At 61.0% G+C, this 15025-nt stretch carries 15 protein-coding genes; 13 read left to right on the plus strand and 2 right to left on the minus strand.

Annotated features, from left to right (window positions below; translation table 11 throughout):
* Positions 1–2 precede the first annotated feature (2 nt).
* Positions 3–1100 (minus strand): AAA family ATPase, encoded by a 1098-nt coding sequence (locus AC2AXP_RS09820; RefSeq protein ID WP_039992673.1) that lies wholly within the window; start codon positions 1098–1100, stop codon positions 3–5.
* Positions 1101–1243: 143 nt separating this feature from the next.
* The gene (paaZ, locus tag AC2AXP_RS09825) at positions 1244–3316 is read right to left on the minus strand and encodes a phenylacetic acid degradation bifunctional protein PaaZ (protein ID WP_430299236.1); all 2073 of its coding nucleotides are present in this window, start codon (positions 3314–3316) and stop codon (positions 1244–1246) included.
* A gap of 317 nt (positions 3317–3633) precedes the next feature.
* Between paaZ and paaA the strand changes: the two genes are divergently transcribed.
* The 13 genes from paaA (at position 3634) to paaY (ending at position 15016) form a co-directional block, all read left to right on the plus strand.
* Entirely contained in the window at positions 3634–4569 is a 936-nt protein-coding gene (gene paaA, locus AC2AXP_RS09830) for a 1,2-phenylacetyl-CoA epoxidase subunit PaaA (protein ID WP_198772958.1), read from the plus strand.
* 23 nt (positions 4570–4592) lie between these two features.
* On the plus strand, positions 4593–4880 hold the full coding sequence (paaB, locus tag AC2AXP_RS09835; protein ID WP_039991941.1) for a 1,2-phenylacetyl-CoA epoxidase subunit PaaB: 288 nt from the start codon (positions 4593–4595) through the stop codon (positions 4878–4880).
* Between the two features lie 8 nt (positions 4881–4888).
* The gene (gene paaC / locus AC2AXP_RS09840; protein WP_039991939.1) at positions 4889–5647 is read left to right on the plus strand and encodes a 1,2-phenylacetyl-CoA epoxidase subunit PaaC; all 759 of its coding nucleotides are present in this window, start codon (positions 4889–4891) and stop codon (positions 5645–5647) included.
* An 8-nt stretch (positions 5648–5655) separates the two neighbouring features.
* Entirely contained in the window at positions 5656–6153 is a 498-nt protein-coding gene (paaD, locus tag AC2AXP_RS09845; protein ID WP_004961238.1) for a 1,2-phenylacetyl-CoA epoxidase subunit PaaD, read from the plus strand.
* A gap of 70 nt (positions 6154–6223) precedes the next feature.
* Positions 6224–7282, plus strand: coding sequence for a 1,2-phenylacetyl-CoA epoxidase subunit PaaE (paaE, locus tag AC2AXP_RS09850; RefSeq protein ID WP_430299237.1), 1059 nt, complete (start codon positions 6224–6226; stop codon positions 7280–7282).
* Positions 7283–7291: 9 nt separating this feature from the next.
* Positions 7292–8065, plus strand: a complete 774-nt coding sequence (gene paaF, locus AC2AXP_RS09855) for a 2,3-dehydroadipyl-CoA hydratase PaaF (RefSeq protein WP_004961234.1) — start codon at positions 7292–7294, stop codon at positions 8063–8065.
* A gap of 3 nt (positions 8066–8068) precedes the next feature.
* Positions 8069–8860 carry a 2-(1,2-epoxy-1,2-dihydrophenyl)acetyl-CoA isomerase PaaG gene (gene paaG, locus AC2AXP_RS09860; protein ID WP_004961232.1) on the plus strand — a complete coding sequence of 264 codons (792 nt, stop codon included), beginning with the start codon at positions 8069–8071 and terminating at the stop codon, positions 8858–8860.
* A 2-nt stretch (positions 8861–8862) separates the two neighbouring features.
* Complete coding sequence (locus tag AC2AXP_RS09865) at positions 8863–10398, plus strand: 3-hydroxyacyl-CoA dehydrogenase (protein WP_484381601.1); 1536 nt, start codon at positions 8863–8865, stop codon at positions 10396–10398.
* Positions 10395–10835 carry a hydroxyphenylacetyl-CoA thioesterase PaaI gene (gene paaI / locus AC2AXP_RS09870; protein WP_004961228.1) on the plus strand — a complete coding sequence of 147 codons (441 nt, stop codon included), beginning with the start codon at positions 10395–10397 and terminating at the stop codon, positions 10833–10835. The genes AC2AXP_RS09865 and paaI overlap by 4 nt, the downstream gene beginning before the upstream one ends.
* Positions 10832–12037 carry a 3-oxoadipyl-CoA thiolase gene (gene pcaF, locus AC2AXP_RS09875; protein WP_004961225.1) on the plus strand — a complete coding sequence of 402 codons (1206 nt, stop codon included), beginning with the start codon at positions 10832–10834 and terminating at the stop codon, positions 12035–12037. The genes paaI and pcaF overlap by 4 nt, the downstream gene beginning before the upstream one ends.
* 17 nt (positions 12038–12054) lie before the next feature.
* Positions 12055–13362, plus strand: coding sequence for a phenylacetate--CoA ligase PaaK (gene paaK / locus AC2AXP_RS09880; protein ID WP_004961223.1), 1308 nt, complete (start codon positions 12055–12057; stop codon positions 13360–13362).
* Positions 13363–13465: 103 nt separating this feature from the next.
* Positions 13466–14407 (plus strand): phenylacetic acid degradation operon negative regulatory protein PaaX, encoded by a 942-nt coding sequence (gene paaX, locus AC2AXP_RS09885; protein WP_198772963.1) that lies wholly within the window; start codon positions 13466–13468, stop codon positions 14405–14407.
* A 12-nt stretch (positions 14408–14419) separates the two neighbouring features.
* A complete protein-coding gene (gene paaY, locus AC2AXP_RS09890; protein ID WP_004961218.1) occupies positions 14420–15016 on the plus strand; it encodes a phenylacetic acid degradation protein PaaY in 597 nt (198 codons plus the stop codon).
* Positions 15017–15025: the final 9 nt, after the last annotated feature.

Genomic DNA, 15025 nt, shown 5'->3' on the forward strand with positions numbered 1-15025 from the left:
CACTAGCTGGCATCGGTTAACACCGTTTCCCCCTGCCGTTGCGCCAAACGGTAGTGCGTCACCTCACTGTGCCGGGCAATCATCGCCGCCAGCGCCGGCGAATGGCTGGTAACCCAAAGCTGACTGTAGCGGCTGGCTTCGGCAATCAACTGCGCCAGCGCGGGCAGTAAATCCGGATGCAGACTGTTTTCCGGCTCATTCAGGGCAATGAAAGCCGGCGGACGCGGGCTCAACAGTGCAACCGCCAGGCACAGAAAGCGCAGCGTGCCGTCGGACAACTCCGCCACATCCAGCGCGCGCAAGATGCCCTCTCGATAGGTCAGCAGATGGAACAGCCCCTGCGGTGCCTCGACGTCGAACACCGTGTCCGGGAACGCCTGCATCAGAATCTCTTTCAGCAGCGCCCCATTACCGATTTCACGGATGGTCTGGAAGGCCGCCACCATATTGCTGCCGTCGTGCGCCAATACCGGTGAGCGGATGCCGACCTGCGGTGCGCGCAGAGGCGAACCTGGCCAGACGGCGAATTCATGATAAAAACGCCATTGCAGCAGGTTTTCACGCACCTGCGAGACTTCCGGATAAAGATGCGGCTCCGCCAATTGCCCAAACACCGATTCTTCGGCATGCAGACTGACGGGATAACTGATGCGCTCACCGTCGATATTGGTCAGGAACGCGGTCTGGTTGCGGCGTTCCAAAATGCGCGTCGAGGCGCGCCGCCCGTGGCCGCTCAGCCATAACGATTCCTGCTTGACCAACGGATCGAGGGTAAACAGACTGCTGCTCGGTTCCGGGAAGCCCAGTTGCAGTTCATAGTCGAAGTCATCCATCGTCGCCGACAGCACCATGCGTCGGGCGTCGCCGCGCCGCTCGCCCGGCCGCAGCCCACCGGCCCACATCGCCTTGGGAATGCCTCCCTCCTCGGCCAGCGCCGTCGACAACCTGCCGGCGGCAGCCTGATGGATCAAGCGCACCGCCTTGTACAGGTTGGACTTGCCGCAGCCGTTCGGGCCGCTGATCACGTTCAGCCTGCCAAGATCGAGCTGCATATCGCGAATCGAGCGAAAGCCCTTGAGATTTAACCGTTGGATAGTCATAGACAGATTAGCAATGAGGACCATGGCGCAGTGTAACATGGCACGGCGTCAGGCAATGCCGCGGGCTTGCGCCAGGCGGCAAAAGCCGACAGCCTGGCGCTCGACGCAGCAATAGGCGTGGCGCCCTCAGTGCGCGCACGGCCTTACTGCCCGGCAGCAATATCTCCCTGCTGGCGAACCACCAGCGTCAGAATACTGTACAGCGCCACCGCCTGCTGGTGCTGGTTCAGCACCTGAACATCCCATACCACCACGCCGTGCGGGCGATCTTCGGCGCTTTTTTGCGGTTTGCGGATCTTCTTCTTGCAGGTCAGCCGAACCTGCAAGGTATCCCCGATTTTCACCGGCTCGATAAAACGCAGGTTTTCCATGCCGTAGTTGGCGATCACCGGCCCGACGCCCGCATCAACAAACAGCCCGGCGGCGGCAGACACCACAAAGTAACCGTGCGCCACCCGCTCGCCGAACAGCGATTCCGCGGCGCCAATCTTGTCCATATGCGCATAGAAATGATCGCCGCTCAGGCAGGCGAAATTGACGATATCGGCTTCGGTCACCGTACGCCGCGCGGTCAGCAGGCTCTCGCCAATCTGCAGCTGTTCAAAGTATTTACGGAACGGGTGGATCGGTTGCTCAACCACCTCGGCGCCGCGCACCCACTCATTGCCAATCGCAGCCAGCATCGTCGGGCTGCCCTGGATCGCGCTGCGTTGCATGTAGTGCTTGACCGCCCGCAGGCCACCCAGCTCCTCCCCGCCGCCGGCACGCCCCGGCCCGCCATGCAGCAACATTGGCAACGGCGAGCCGTGGCCGGTGGATTCCGTCGCCGACGCGCTGTCGAGCACCAATAGGCGACCATGCGCGCAGGCCGCCGCCCGGACGAATCGCCTGGCCAGTGACGGATCGGCGGTGACCAGCGAACCGGCCAAACTGCCGCGCCCCAGCAGCGCCAAATCAATCGCCTGTTCGCTGGTCTGATACGGCATCAAGGTGGCCACCGGGCCGAACGCCTCGGTTTCATGCACCGCCGTATGGCTGAACGGTTCGGCGCAGTACAGCAGGGTCGGCGGATAAAACGCCCCTTTGCCACCGCCATTGCCCAACGCTTCAACGCCCTGGAAGGTGCCGCCGCACAGCGGTTCGCAGCCGTTATGCAGCAGCAGATCCACTTTTTGCTGGACGTCATCGCGCTGTGCCAGATCGATCAACGCCCCCATGCGCACCTGCTCCAGCCGCGGATCGCCCACCGTCACGCGCGTCAGACGCTGCAACAAAGCCTGCTGCACCGCCGCAACCTGCCAGGCCGGCACCATAATGCGCCGAATTGCAGTACATTTTTGCCCCGCCTTGCTGGTGATTTCACGGCACACTTCTTTAATGAACAAGCCGAACTCCGGCATCTCCGGCGTGACGTCCTCCCCCAGCACACAACAGTTGAGCGAGTCCGCCTCCATGGTGAAGGCAATGGATTTCTCCAGCAAACGCGGATGCGAACGCAGCCGTTGGCCGGTTTGCGCCGAGCCGGTAAAGGTAACCACGTCCTGATAGTCCAGATGGGCAAACATGTCACCAATGCCACCGCAAATCAGCTGTAAGGCGCCTTCCGGCAACAGGCCGCTGTCAATCATCAGCTTGACCATCGCCTGCGTCACCTGCGCGCTGGCGGTCGCGGGTTTGATAATGGCCGGCATACCGGCCAGCCAGGTTGGCGCCAATTTTTCCAGCATCCCCCAACAGGGGAAATTGAACGCGTTAATGTGCAGTGCAACGCCAGGACGCGACGTGAGCACATGGCGCGCGGCAAACTGCCCCTGTTTCGACAGCGGGATCGGTTCATCCTCCGGCCACAAGGTATCGTCAGGCAGTTCGCGGCCAGCCAGCCCGGCGTATGAAAACAGCGTGGCGATGCCGCCTTCGATGTCGACCCAGCTGTCGTTGCGCGTCGCTCCGGTCTGATAAGCGATGTCATACAGCGTTTCTTTATGGGCCAACAGATGCTTTGCCAGCGCTTTCATCATTTGCGCGCGCTGCTGGAAGGTCATGCGCGCCAGCGCCGTCCCGCCTTTTTGGCGCGCATAGTCCAGACTGTCAGCCAGCGGTAAGCCGTCCGAGCACACCTGATACAAGGGTTCGCCGGTCACGGCATCAGCGATCTGGCGCGTTTTCCCCTGACCGAACAGCCACTGGCCGGTAAGGTAACTGGTTAACTGCTGCATCTGCCTCTCCTGAGTTCATAAAATCACAACAACAATGATAATTACGTATCATATATTTGCCAATCAACGCCAAGATTATATTTAACAAAAAACAAACAAAGCCAGCGTAACGCTTCAATTACAGCGGTCGCGCTTTTAAATTACCTTATTTAATTTGATTAAAAACAATAAGATAACAATTAACCTTGTGATGGGTATCGCAAAACCATAATAATCCCGTTTGATCTTTTTGTTATCGGATTGTAGCTTTACGGTTACTTTAAATGATTCATATTTTTATCATCATATAAAATTAACGAACCATATTGAGGTTTGGCATGGCAACAAAAGCCCAACATGAAGCGCTGTTCGACGACAAGATCGCGGCAGATATTTCCATCGAAGCGAAAGACTGGATGCCAGATGCCTACCGCCAGAACCTGATCCGCCAGATAGGCCAACACGCCCACTCGGAAGTTATCGGCATGCTGCCGGAAGCCAACTGGCTGACGCGCGCCCCCACCCTGCGCCGTAAAGCGGTGCTGCTGGCAAAGGTGCAAGATGAGGCCGGTCATGGACTGTACCTGTACAGCGCGGCTGAAACCCTCGGCTGTTCACGCCAGGATATTTACCAGAAGATGCTGGATGGCAAGATGAAATATTCGTCGATTTTCAATTACCCCACCCTCAACTGGGCTGACGTCGGCGTTATCGGCTGGCTGGTGGATGGCGCAGCCATCGTCAACCAGGTGGCGCTGTGCCGCGCCTCCTATGGCCCCTACGCCCGCGCAATGGTGAAGATTTGCAAAGAGGAAAGTTTTCACCAGCGGCAGGGTTACGAAGCGGTGATGGCGCTGGCCAACGGCAGCAGCGCGCAAAGGGCCATGCTGCAGGACGCCATCAACCGTTTCTGGTGGCCGGTACTGATGATGTTTGGCCCGAGCGATAGCGACTCGCCGCACAGTGCGCAAAGCATGGCCTGGAAGATTAAGCGCCACAGCAACGACGAGCTGCGCCAAAAATTTGTCGACAACACCGTGCCGCAACTGGAGGCATTGGGCATGAGCGCGCCGGATACCGATCTGCGCTGGGATGAAGCCACCGGCCATTATCGCTTTGGCGACATCGACTGGAACGAACTGTTTCAGGTGATCAAGGGTCAGGGCCAATGCAACCACGAACGCCTTGCAGCCAAACGTCACGCCTGGCAGCAAGGCGACTGGGTGCGCGAAGGCGCCATGGCCCACGCGGCAAAAGGCAATCAGGCAGCATGACGCCCCTGGATGAGGAGATCCCGATGACCCACGCTGAATGGCCGTTATACGAAGTGTTTATTCGCAGCAAACAAGGTCTGGCGCACCGCCACGTCGGCAGCCTGCACGCCGCTGATGACCAGATGGCGTTGGAAAACGCCCGCGACGCCTATACCCGCCGCAACGAAGGCTGTTCGATCTGGGTGGTGCAATCTTGCCATCTGATCGCCTCACAGCCGGAAGATCGCGCGGCGTTTTTCGATCCGTCAGATGACAAGATCTATCGACACCCGACGTTCTATACCATTCCCGACGGCATCAAAAACATGTGAGGCTCTTCATGACGCAACGCGATCCACGCATTACCTACATTTTGCGCCAGGGCGATACGCCGCTGATTCTGGCACAGCGTCTGTGCGCCTGGTGCGGTCATGCGCCAGAGCTGGAGATCGATCTGGCATTGGCCAATGTGGGGCTCGACCTGCTGGGGCAGGCGCGCAACTTCCTCGGTTATGCCGCCGAATTACTGGGGCCGCCGCACAGTGAAGACACGCTGGCGTTTGGCCGCGACGAACGTGAATTTCATAATCTGCTGCTGGCGGAACAGCCGAACGGCGGTTTTAACGACACGCTGGTGCGCCAGTTCCTGCTAGATGCCTATCACCTGCTGCTGCATCGCGAGCTGAGCCGCAGTCGCGACCCACGGTTGGCGGCAATCGGCGCAAAATCGTTGAAAGAAGCGGAATACCACCTGCGCTTTAGTCGTGGCTGGATGGTTCGCCTGGGTGATGGCAGCGAAACCAGTCATCAGAAGATCCAGCAGTCGCTGGACGCGCTGTGGCGCTTCACCGCCGAACTGTTTCACGCCGATGACAACGAAATCGAACTGGCCGAACGGGGCATTGCCGTCGATCCGCGCCAGTTGCAGCAGCCGTGGCAGGCGTTGGTCAGCGAAACGCTGCAACAGGCTACGCTAACCCTGCCACAGCAACCGGCCTTTCGTTTCGGCGGCAAACAGGGACAGCACACCGAGCACCTCGGGTTCATGCTGGCGGAAATGCAGTTTCTGCAACGCGCCTATCCAGATAGCCGCTGGTAGACACGCCGATGACCATGAATCGTTTGCAACCGGCTGAAATTCCAAAAATCTGGCATTGCCTGCAACAGATCAGCGATCCGGAGTTGCCGGTGCTGTCGATCACCGATCTGGGCATGGTGCGCAGCGTGGAAGCCGAGGGTACCGGCTGGCGCGTCACCTTTACGCCAACCTATTCCGGCTGCCCGGCGACTGAATTTCTGCTCGAGGCGATCGAACGCCAGCTGTTCGAGGCCGGTTTCAGCCCGGTAAGGGTTGAGGTACGCCTCGATCCCGCCTGGACCACCGACTGGATGAACGCCGAAGCGCGCGCCCGGCTGCGGCAATACGGCGTGGCGCCGCCGCAGGGTCACAGCTGCGACCGACCGCTCAGCCACGGCCCGGTACCCTGCCCGCGCTGCGGCAGTGAACACACCGAGAAAATCAGCGAGTTCGGTTCCACCGCCTGCAAAGCGCTGTATCGCTGCCGCGCCTGTCGCGAACCGTTCGATTATTTCAAATGCATCTAAAGACCTCCCGCAATGCGCCATCAGCCAGACTGGCGGCGGCAAATATCGAAGGACAGGAGCGCAGAACACCATGACGACCTTTTATCGCCTGAGCGTCGCGGCCATTGAGCGCGAAACCGCGGATGCCGTAGCCATCACCCTGCGCGTGCCCGAGGAACTCAAAGGCCACTACCGTTATACCCCCGGTCAGCACCTGACGTTAAAGGCTCAGGTGAATGGCGAAGAGTTACGCCGTTGCTATTCGATCTGCAGCGCGCCGCAGGAGGGGCTGCTGCAAATCGGCGTCAAGGCCGTGGAACAGGGGCGTTTTTCCTCGTTCGTCAATCAGGCGTTGCAGGTCGGCGATGCGTTGGAGGTGATGCTGCCGCAGGGGCGCTTCGGCTACCAGCCGCAGCCAGAGCGACACGGTAATTACCTGGCTATCGCCGCCGGCTCGGGCATTACCCCGATGCTGTCGATCATCAAGGCCACGTTACAGGCGGAAGCGCACAGCCGCTTTACCCTGCTGTACGGCAACCGCAGCAGCCGTTCGGTGATGTTCAAGGAAGCGCTGTCCGACCTGAAAAACCGCTATCCGCAACGCTTTCAGCCGCTGTACCTGTTCAGCCAGGAAAGCCAGGACAGTCCGCTGCTCAACGGGCGCATCGACGGTGAACGTCTGCTGGCGCTGGGCCGCACGCTGCTCGATTACCGCGATTACCACCACGCCTTTATCTGCGGACCGCAGGCGATGATGGACCAGGCCCATAGCGTACTGGAACAGGCCGGCATGCCAGCCGAACATATCCACAGCGAACGTTTCAACACCGGTGGCCGCAGCGTGCGGCCGCAACGCGACGCCGGGCGCGACGCCACGCGGGTAGAGATCCTGCTCGATGGCCGCCGGTTGAACATCGACGTCACCGCCCAGGATGACAGCATCCTCGACGCCGCGCTGCGCCAGGGCGCGGATCTGCCGTACGCCTGCAAAGGAGGCGTGTGCGCCACCTGTAAATGCAGGCTGACGTCCGGCGAAGTGGAAATGGGTGTCAACTACAGCCTGGAAGCGGATCAGCTCGCCGCCGGCTATGTACTCAGTTGCCAGTCGTGGCCAAAGGGCGACGGCGTGGTGCTGGATTTCGACGTATAGGAGTCTTGGATGGAAACCCCCTGGATACAGCGCCAACAACGCCAGCGCGTGGTCACCCTGACCTTGCAGCGTCCGCAAGCCCGTAACGCGCTCAGCACCCCGTGCCTGGAACAGCTGGTCTACCTGCTGGGACAGGCCGATGCCGACGCCGAGGTTGGCGCGGTGGTGATTGCTGGTTCGGCGCGTTACTTCGCCGCCGGTGCCGATTTACACGAGTTGCAACAGCAAGACCTACCGGCGGCACTGGCCGACCACCGACCGCAGCTATGGCAACGTCTCGCCCAGTTCAGCAAGCCGCTGCTAGCGGCGGTCAACGGTTACGCACTCGGCGCAGGCTGCGAACTGGCACTGGCGTGCGACATCATTATCTGCGGTGAAAGCGCGCGCTTCGGCCTGCCGGAAATCACCCTCGGCCTGATGCCGGGCGCTGGCGGCACCCAGCGCTTGATGCGCTGCGTCGGCAAATCTCGTGCCAGCCAGATGGTGCTGAGCGGCGAAGCCATCGATGCCCGCCTGGCGCTGCAAAGCGGGCTGGTAAGCGAAGTCTGCCTCGACGCATTGACGCTGGAACGTGCTGAACAGATCGCCTCCCGCATCAGCCAACAGGCGCCGCTGGCGTTACGCGCCGCCAAGCAGGCGTTGAAACAGGCGGAAGAAACCGGCCTGAGCGCCGGGTTGGCCATTGAACGCCAGCAGTTCGTTACGCTGGCGGCCACTGAAGATCGTCACGAAGGCATCGCCGCCTTCTTCGAAAAACGTACTCCGCACTACAAGGGGCGCTGATTTATGGATAACGCACTGATTTTAAGCCAGCTCGACGCCGGGGTGTTGACCATTACCCTGAACCGCGCGGATCGGCTGAACAGCTTCAATGATGAAATGCACCACCAACTGGCGGAAGCACTGACCGTCGCCGAGCGCGATGATACGGTGCGCTGCGTGGTGATTACCGGCGCCGGCCGCGGTTTCTGCGCCGGGCAGGATCTGAACGATCGCACGGTGAGCGCCGATCGGCAGGCACCGGATCTCGGCCTGTCGGTCGAGCGCTTTTACAACCCGTTGATCCGCCGGCTGACCAGCTTGCCCAAGCCGGTGATCTGTGGTGTCAACGGCGTGGCGGCCGGTGCCGGTGCTGCACTGGCGATGGCCTGCGACATCGTGATCGCCGCCGACAATGCCAGTTTTATCCAGTCATTCTGCAAACTGGGGCTGGTGCCGGATTCCGGCGCTAGCTGGTTCCTGCCACGGCTGGCCGGCCATGCGCGCGCCATGGGCATGGCGCTGCTGGGCGACAGGATTGACGCGCGCCAGGCGCTGGAATGGGGCTTGATCTGGCAGGTGGTGGACGGCGCAGAATTGGCCGAACGCACGCAAACGCTGGCACGACACCTGGCGAGCCAGCCGACCTATGGGCTGGGCCTGATCAAAAAGGCCATTTACAGCGCAGCGACCAATACGCTCGATCAGCAGCTCGATCTGGAGCGCGATCTGCAACGCCTCGGCGGTCGTAGCGACGACTATCGTGAAGGCGTCAGCGCCTTTTTCGCCAAACGCCCACCTTCGTTCAGCGGGAAATAAATATGAACGCTCCCCTGTTTCACGGCTCGCTGGCGGTGATTGGCGCCGGTACCATGGGCATCGGTATCGCCCAACTGGCCGCTGCCGCCGGGCACCCGGTCAAACTGTTTGATATTTCCCAACCCGCGGCGGTGCGGGCGCTGGAGACCTTAGGGCAACGCCTGCGTCGTCGAGTGGAGGCCGGCAAGGCGCAACGCGGCGACGCTGAACGGCTGCTGGCGAATATCAGCATTGCCGCGTCGCTGGAGCAACTGGCCGACTGCGGATTGGTGATCGAAGCAGTGGCGGAAAAGCGGGAGATCAAGCAGAGCCTGTTCCGCGATCTGGAGGCGATCTGCGCCCACGACACGCTATTTGCCAGTAATACCTCGTCGTTGTCCATCACCGCCATCGCCAGCGTATTACGCCATCCACAACGCATGGCCGGCATGCATTTCTTCAACCCGGCGCCGCTGATGAAACTGGTGGAAATCGTCGCCGGTCTGGACACCGATGCCACTACCCTGCGCCGGCTCGACGCGCTGGCGCGGCTCTGGGGCAAACAGCCGGTACAGTGCCGCTCGACGCCGGGGTTTATCGTCAATCGCGTCGCCCGGCCATTTTATGCCGAAACGCTGCGGGCGCTGGAGGAACAGATCGCCGACGTAGCGACGCTGGACGCGGCCATGCGTGACGCCGGCGGCTTTGCCATGGGGCCGTTGCAACTCACCGATCTGATTGGCCAGGACGTCAACTTTGCCGTCACCCAGTCGGTGTTTCAGGCCTTTTTTCATGACGACCGTTTCCGCCCTTCGCTGCTGCAGCAGGAGCGGGTCAGCGCCGGACATCTGGGGCGTAAAAGCGGGCGCGGTTTTTACCGTTACGATGATGAAAGCCTCAATCCGGCAGCACGCTACGCCGAGCCGGTAGGCGCCGCGTCGCTGCCCAGGGTTACGCTGCACGGTGACTGGACATCGCTGCCGGAGCTGGCCGCCCTGCTGCAGGAAAATGCGGGCGCGGTCAAACAACCTGGCCAGACCAGCCCGTTTGCCACGGTTGATGAAGTTACATTTATGTTAACAAATGGTAAAACTGCGAGCCAGATGGCGCAGCAGCTCGGCACGCCAGTGGTGTTGTTCGATCTGTCCGCCAATTACCAGCGCGCGCCGACCCTCGTCCTGGCCTGCGCATCCCAGAACCGTCCGCAGGACAGCGCCAAAGTGATTCATCTGCTGCAAACGCTCGGCAAGCGCGTTATTGAACTGCCGGATTACCCCGGATTACTGGTGATGCGCACCGTCGCCATGCTGGTCAACGAAGCACTCGACGTGGTGAACAAAGGCGTGGCCAGCGCCGCCGATACCGACAACGCCATGCTGTTCGGCGTCAATTATCCACGCGGCCCGCTAGCCTGGGGTGCGGCGCTCGGCTGGTCGCAGATACTGACGACGCTGGAAAATCTGCACCGTTGCTATCGTGAACCGCGCTACCGGCCGATGCCGTTGCTGCGCCACCGTGCCACTCAATACGCCGCCCTGCCGTCAGGAGAACACCGATGAACGCCATGACTCCCCGCGACCTGGCACAACGCTGTGCCGAACAGCTGTACCAACAGGATACCTGTGCGCAAGCGATGGGCATGACGCTAGACGCCGTTGATTGCGGTTTTGCGCAGGTCAGTATGGTGGTCGGCCCGCAGATGCTCAACGGCCATCAGACCTGTCACGGCGGACAGCTGTTCAGCCTGGCCGATACCGCATTTGCCTACGCCTGCAACAGCCAGGGACTGGCGGCGGTCGCCGCCGGTTGCAGCATTGACTTTATCCGCCCGGCGCTGGCCGGCGACCGGCTGACCGCCAGCGCCGAAGTGCGTCATCAAGGCCAAACCGGCGGCCTGTACGACGTGCAGATCGTCAACCAGCGCGGGAAAACCGTCGCCTGGTTCCGCGGCCGCGCACATCGTCTTGGTCATCGCATTCTGGAGGAGCAACCATGAGTCAGGCGTTTATCTGTGACGGCGTGCGCACGCCGATTGGCCGCTATGGTGGCGCGTTGGCGACGGTGCGCACCGACGATCTGGCCGCGTTGCCGCTGCGTGCCTTGATGGAACGCCACCCCCAACTGGACTGGGCGCGGGTTGACGACGTGATCCTCGGCTGCGCCAATCAGGCTGGCGAAGACAACCGCAATCTGGCGCGCATGGCGGCACTGCTGGCCGGGTTGCCGCAAAGCGTTTCCGGCACCACCGTCAACCGCCTGTGCGGCTCCGGGCTGGATGCGCTGGCGATGGCGGCACGCAGTATCAAAGCCGGCGAAGCCGGACTGGTAGTGGCCGGCGGCGCAGAATCGATGACCCGTGCACCGCTGGTGATGGGCAAGGCCGACAGCGCCTTCAGCCGCCAGGCACAGCTGTATGACACCACGCTCGGCTGGCGTTTCGTCAACCCGCTGATGCAGCAGCGGTTCGGCACCGACTCGATGCCGGAAACCGCCGAAAACGTCGCGGCGCAGTTCTCCATCAGCCGTGCCGATCAGGATGCCTTTGCGTTGCGCAGCCAGCAGCGCACCGCGCACGCACAGGCCGCCGGCATACTGGCACAGCAAATCGTTCCGGTGAGCATCAGTGACAAAAAAGGCGCGCTGCGCGTCTTTGACCAGGATCAGCACCCACGCGCAGATACGACTCTGGCGCAGCTACAGGCGCTGAAAACACCGTTCCGCCAGCCTGGCAGCGTGACCGCCGGCAACGCCTCTGGCCTTAATGACGGCGCGGCGGCACTGCTGGTGGCCTCCGAGACCATCGCCATGCAGCAGGGGCTGACGCCGCGGGCGCGCATTGTCGCCACCGCCACCTGCGGCGTCGAACCACGCTTGATGGGCATCGGCCCGCTGCCGGCGACGCGCAGGGTATTGGAAATCGCCGGGCTGAGCCTGGCGCAAATGGACGTCATTGAACTCAACGAAGCGTTCGCCGCTCAGGCCTTGGCGGTACTGCGCCAGCTCGGCCTGCCGGACGACGCCGAGCAGGTAAACCCCAACGGCGGCGCCATCGCCCTCGGCCATCCGTTGGGCATGAGCGGCGCGCGTCTGGCGCTGGCTGCGATGTTTGAACTGGAACGGCGAGCCGGTCGCTACGCGTTGTGCACCATGTGCATCGGCGTAGGCCAGGGCATCGCCATGATTATTGAGCGTGTCTAAAGATTGAGGCAACAACAATGACAATCAATCCACAGCCCCTGGACGCCATCGAGTTCGCCTCGCGCGATGAGATCGAAGCGCTACAGCTGCAACGTCTGAAGTGGACCTTGCATCACGCCTATGAAAACGTGCCGATGTATCGACGCAAGTTCGATCAGGCCGGCGTCCACCCGAACGATCTGCAACAGCTTGGCGATATTGCGCTGTTCCCTTACACCACCAAGCAGGATCTGCGCGACAACTATCCGTTCGATACCTTTGCGGTGCCGATGGAACAAATAGTACGCATTCACGCATCCTCGGGCACCACCGGCCGACCAACGGTGGTTGGCTATACCCAGCGCGATATCGACAACTGGGCCGATATTGTCGCTCGCAGCCTGCGGGCGGCGGGCGCCACGGCGAAGGACAAAGTGCACGTCGCCTACGGCTACGGGCTGTTCACCGGCGGCCTGGGGGCGCATTACGGCGCCGAACGCCTGGGTGCCACGGTGATCCCGATGTCCGGCGGCCAGACTGAAAAACAGGCGCAGCTGATCCTGGATTTCAAACCCGACGTGATCATGGTAACGCCATCCTATTGCCTGACGCTGATTGACGAACTGGAGCGCAAGCTGGGCGGCGATGCTCGGGGTTGTTCGCTGCGCATCGGCATATTCGGCGCCGAACCCTGGACCGAATCACTGCGCCATGAAATTGAAAGCCGGCTGGGGATCAAAGCGCTGGATATCTACGGCCTGTCCGAAGTGATGGGGCCGGGTGTGGCAATGGAATGTGCCGAAAGCGGCGGCGGCCCAACCATTTGGGAAGATCACTTTCTGCCGGAAATCATCGATCCGGATAATGGCAACTGCCTGACAGACGGCCAGCACGGCGAACTGGTGTTCACCACCCTGAGCAAAGAGGCGTTACCGGTGATCCGCTATCGCACCCGCGATCTTACCCGCCTGATGCCGGGTGATGCCCGCCAGATGCGGCGCATGGGCAAGATTACCGGCCGCTCGGACGACATGCTGATTATTCGTGGCGTAAACGTGTTTCCGTCACAGGTGGAAGAACAGATTATGCAGTTCGAACAGCTGTCACCGCATTACCAGTTGCAGGTGAGCCGCGCCGGGCACCTTGATACGCTGGCGGTGCGGGTCGAGCTGAAAGAAGCGGCGCTCAGCCTGAACCATCAGCAACGCTGCGATATCTGCCACCAGCTGCGCCACCACATCAAGTCGATTATCGGCGTCAGCACCGATGTCAGCATCGCCAACTGCGGGGATATTCCGCGTTCGGAAGGCAAAGCCCAGCGGGTGGTCGACCTGCGACCACGCTAATAGGCCGCGTCCCTTTGCCGCCGTTGTGGCAAGGGGACACGGTTGCCGCGACTCGGCTTTATGCTAATGTTGTGCTTCACCGTTGGTTAACCTATGGGAAAATATGGAACATAAACTGGATGAATTCATCCATCAGGCGCTCGACGCCCAACCCATCAGCGGCACCTCACTGATTATTTCATTATATGGCGATGCGCTCAGCCACCGCGGCGGCGAACTGTGGCTGGGCAGCCTGAGTGCGCTGCTGGAATCGCTGGGTTTCGGCGATCGCTTTGTGCGCACCTCGGTGTTTCGCCTGCAAAAAGAGGGCTGGCTGGATGTGGAAAAGATTGGCCGGCGCAGCTATTACCGCGTTACCGATCAGGGTATGCGCCAGTTTCGTCACGCCGAATCAAAAATATACCTGAGCGAACAACCCGAGTGGGACGGGAAATGGGAGCTGCTGTTATTGGAAACGGTAGATAAAAACGAACGCGCACGGCTGCGCAAGGCGCTGAGCTGGTTGGGTTTTGGCCAGATTGCCAACAACCTGATGGCCGCCCCTACCCACGCACAAACCGATGTCCCGGCGCTGCTTGGCGAACTGAACGCCAGCGAACGGGTGATTTACTTCCGCGCCGATTACCCCTATGACCGTTCAGCGCACCAGCTGCGCCAACTGGTGGCCGACTGCTGGTCGCTGGACGCGGTGGCGGGCCATTATCATGAGTTTATCGTCTCTTTCCGACCGCTGATGGCGCTGTTGCGCGACGCCGACGATAGCGTACTGACGCCGCAGCGATGCTTTCAGATTAAGCTATTATTGATTCATTTCTTCCGCCGCGTGGTGCTGAAAGATCCGCTGCTGCCCGATGCGTTACTGCCAACCCAGTGGGAAGGCCAAATCGCCCGCAATCTGTGCATCAATATTTATCAGCGTGTCGACCGCGCCGCCACCGACTATGTCAGCGCACTGGCGGAAACCACCATCGGCGCCCTGCCGGCCCCCGGCGCAGGCTATTACCGTCGCTTTGGCGGCTTGGCGCGCGATCACGCTACGTTTTAAGGAGCTTTAGCCATGCCTGTGTATCAAATTGACGGTTTGACGCCGGTAGTCGATCCCAGCAGTTATGTTCACCCTACGGCGGTGCTGATTGGCGACGTGATGGTCGGCAAAAACGTCTACATTGGCCCCAATGCCAGCCTGCGCGGCGATTTTGGCCGTATCGTGGTGCACGACGGTGCCAATATTCAGGACAACTGCGTAATGCACGGTTTTCCGCAACAGGATACGGTGGTGGAACAGGACGGTCATATCGGTCATGGCGCCATCCTGCATGGCTGTCGCGTCGGGCGCAACGCGATGGTCGGCATGAATGCGGTGGTGATGGACGGCGCGATAGTGGGTGAAAACACCATCGTCGGCGCCTGTTCCTTTATCAAGGCGGCTGCGGACATCGCCGCCAATAAACTGGTGCTGGGCAGCCCGGCGCGCGTTGTGCGCGAGTTGACCGAGCAAGAACTGAGCTGGAAACGCACCGGTACGCTGGAATATCAGGATCTGGTCGTCCGCTGCAAGCAGTCGCTGAGAGAAGTCGCCCCGCTCAGTGCCGCAGAACCGGACCGTCAGCGCCTGACCTTTGGCGATCGCCTGGTGCCAAAGAGCCAGCTGTAATCCCGTCGG

It is taken from the genome of Serratia sp. Sp408 (assembly GCF_057180665.1).

Excerpts from the sequence above, each read along its gene's own strand:
- paaY (WP_004961218.1), top strand. The coding sequence starts at position 14,420 with ATGCCTGTGTATCAAATTGACGGTTTGACGCCGGTAGTCGATCCCAGC.
- paaB (WP_039991941.1), top strand. The coding sequence starts at position 4,593 with ATGACCCACGCTGAATGGCCGTTATACGAAGTGTTTATTCGCAGCAAA.
- paaG (WP_004961232.1), top strand. The coding sequence starts at position 8,069 with ATGGATAACGCACTGATTTTAAGCCAGCTCGACGCCGGGGTGTTGACC.
- paaX (WP_198772963.1), top strand. The coding sequence starts at position 13,466 with ATGGAACATAAACTGGATGAATTCATCCATCAGGCGCTCGACGCCCAA.
- paaZ (WP_430299236.1), bottom strand. The coding sequence starts at position 3,316 with ATGCAGCAGTTAACCAGTTACCTTACCGGCCAGTGGCTGTTCGGTCAG.
- pcaF (WP_004961225.1), top strand. The coding sequence starts at position 10,832 with ATGAGTCAGGCGTTTATCTGTGACGGCGTGCGCACGCCGATTGGCCGC.
- paaE (WP_430299237.1), top strand. The coding sequence starts at position 6,224 with ATGACGACCTTTTATCGCCTGAGCGTCGCGGCCATTGAGCGCGAAACC.
- paaI (WP_004961228.1), top strand. The coding sequence starts at position 10,395 with ATGAACGCCATGACTCCCCGCGACCTGGCACAACGCTGTGCCGAACAG.
- paaD (WP_004961238.1), top strand. The coding sequence starts at position 5,656 with ATGACCATGAATCGTTTGCAACCGGCTGAAATTCCAAAAATCTGGCAT.
- paaK (WP_004961223.1), top strand. The coding sequence starts at position 12,055 with ATGACAATCAATCCACAGCCCCTGGACGCCATCGAGTTCGCCTCGCGC.
- AC2AXP_RS09820 (WP_039992673.1), bottom strand. The coding sequence starts at position 1,100 with ATGACTATCCAACGGTTAAATCTCAAGGGCTTTCGCTCGATTCGCGAT.
- paaA (WP_198772958.1), top strand. The coding sequence starts at position 3,634 with ATGGCAACAAAAGCCCAACATGAAGCGCTGTTCGACGACAAGATCGCG.
- AC2AXP_RS09865 (WP_484381601.1), top strand. The coding sequence starts at position 8,863 with ATGAACGCTCCCCTGTTTCACGGCTCGCTGGCGGTGATTGGCGCCGGT.
- paaC (WP_039991939.1), top strand. The coding sequence starts at position 4,889 with ATGACGCAACGCGATCCACGCATTACCTACATTTTGCGCCAGGGCGAT.
- paaF (WP_004961234.1), top strand. The coding sequence starts at position 7,292 with ATGGAAACCCCCTGGATACAGCGCCAACAACGCCAGCGCGTGGTCACC.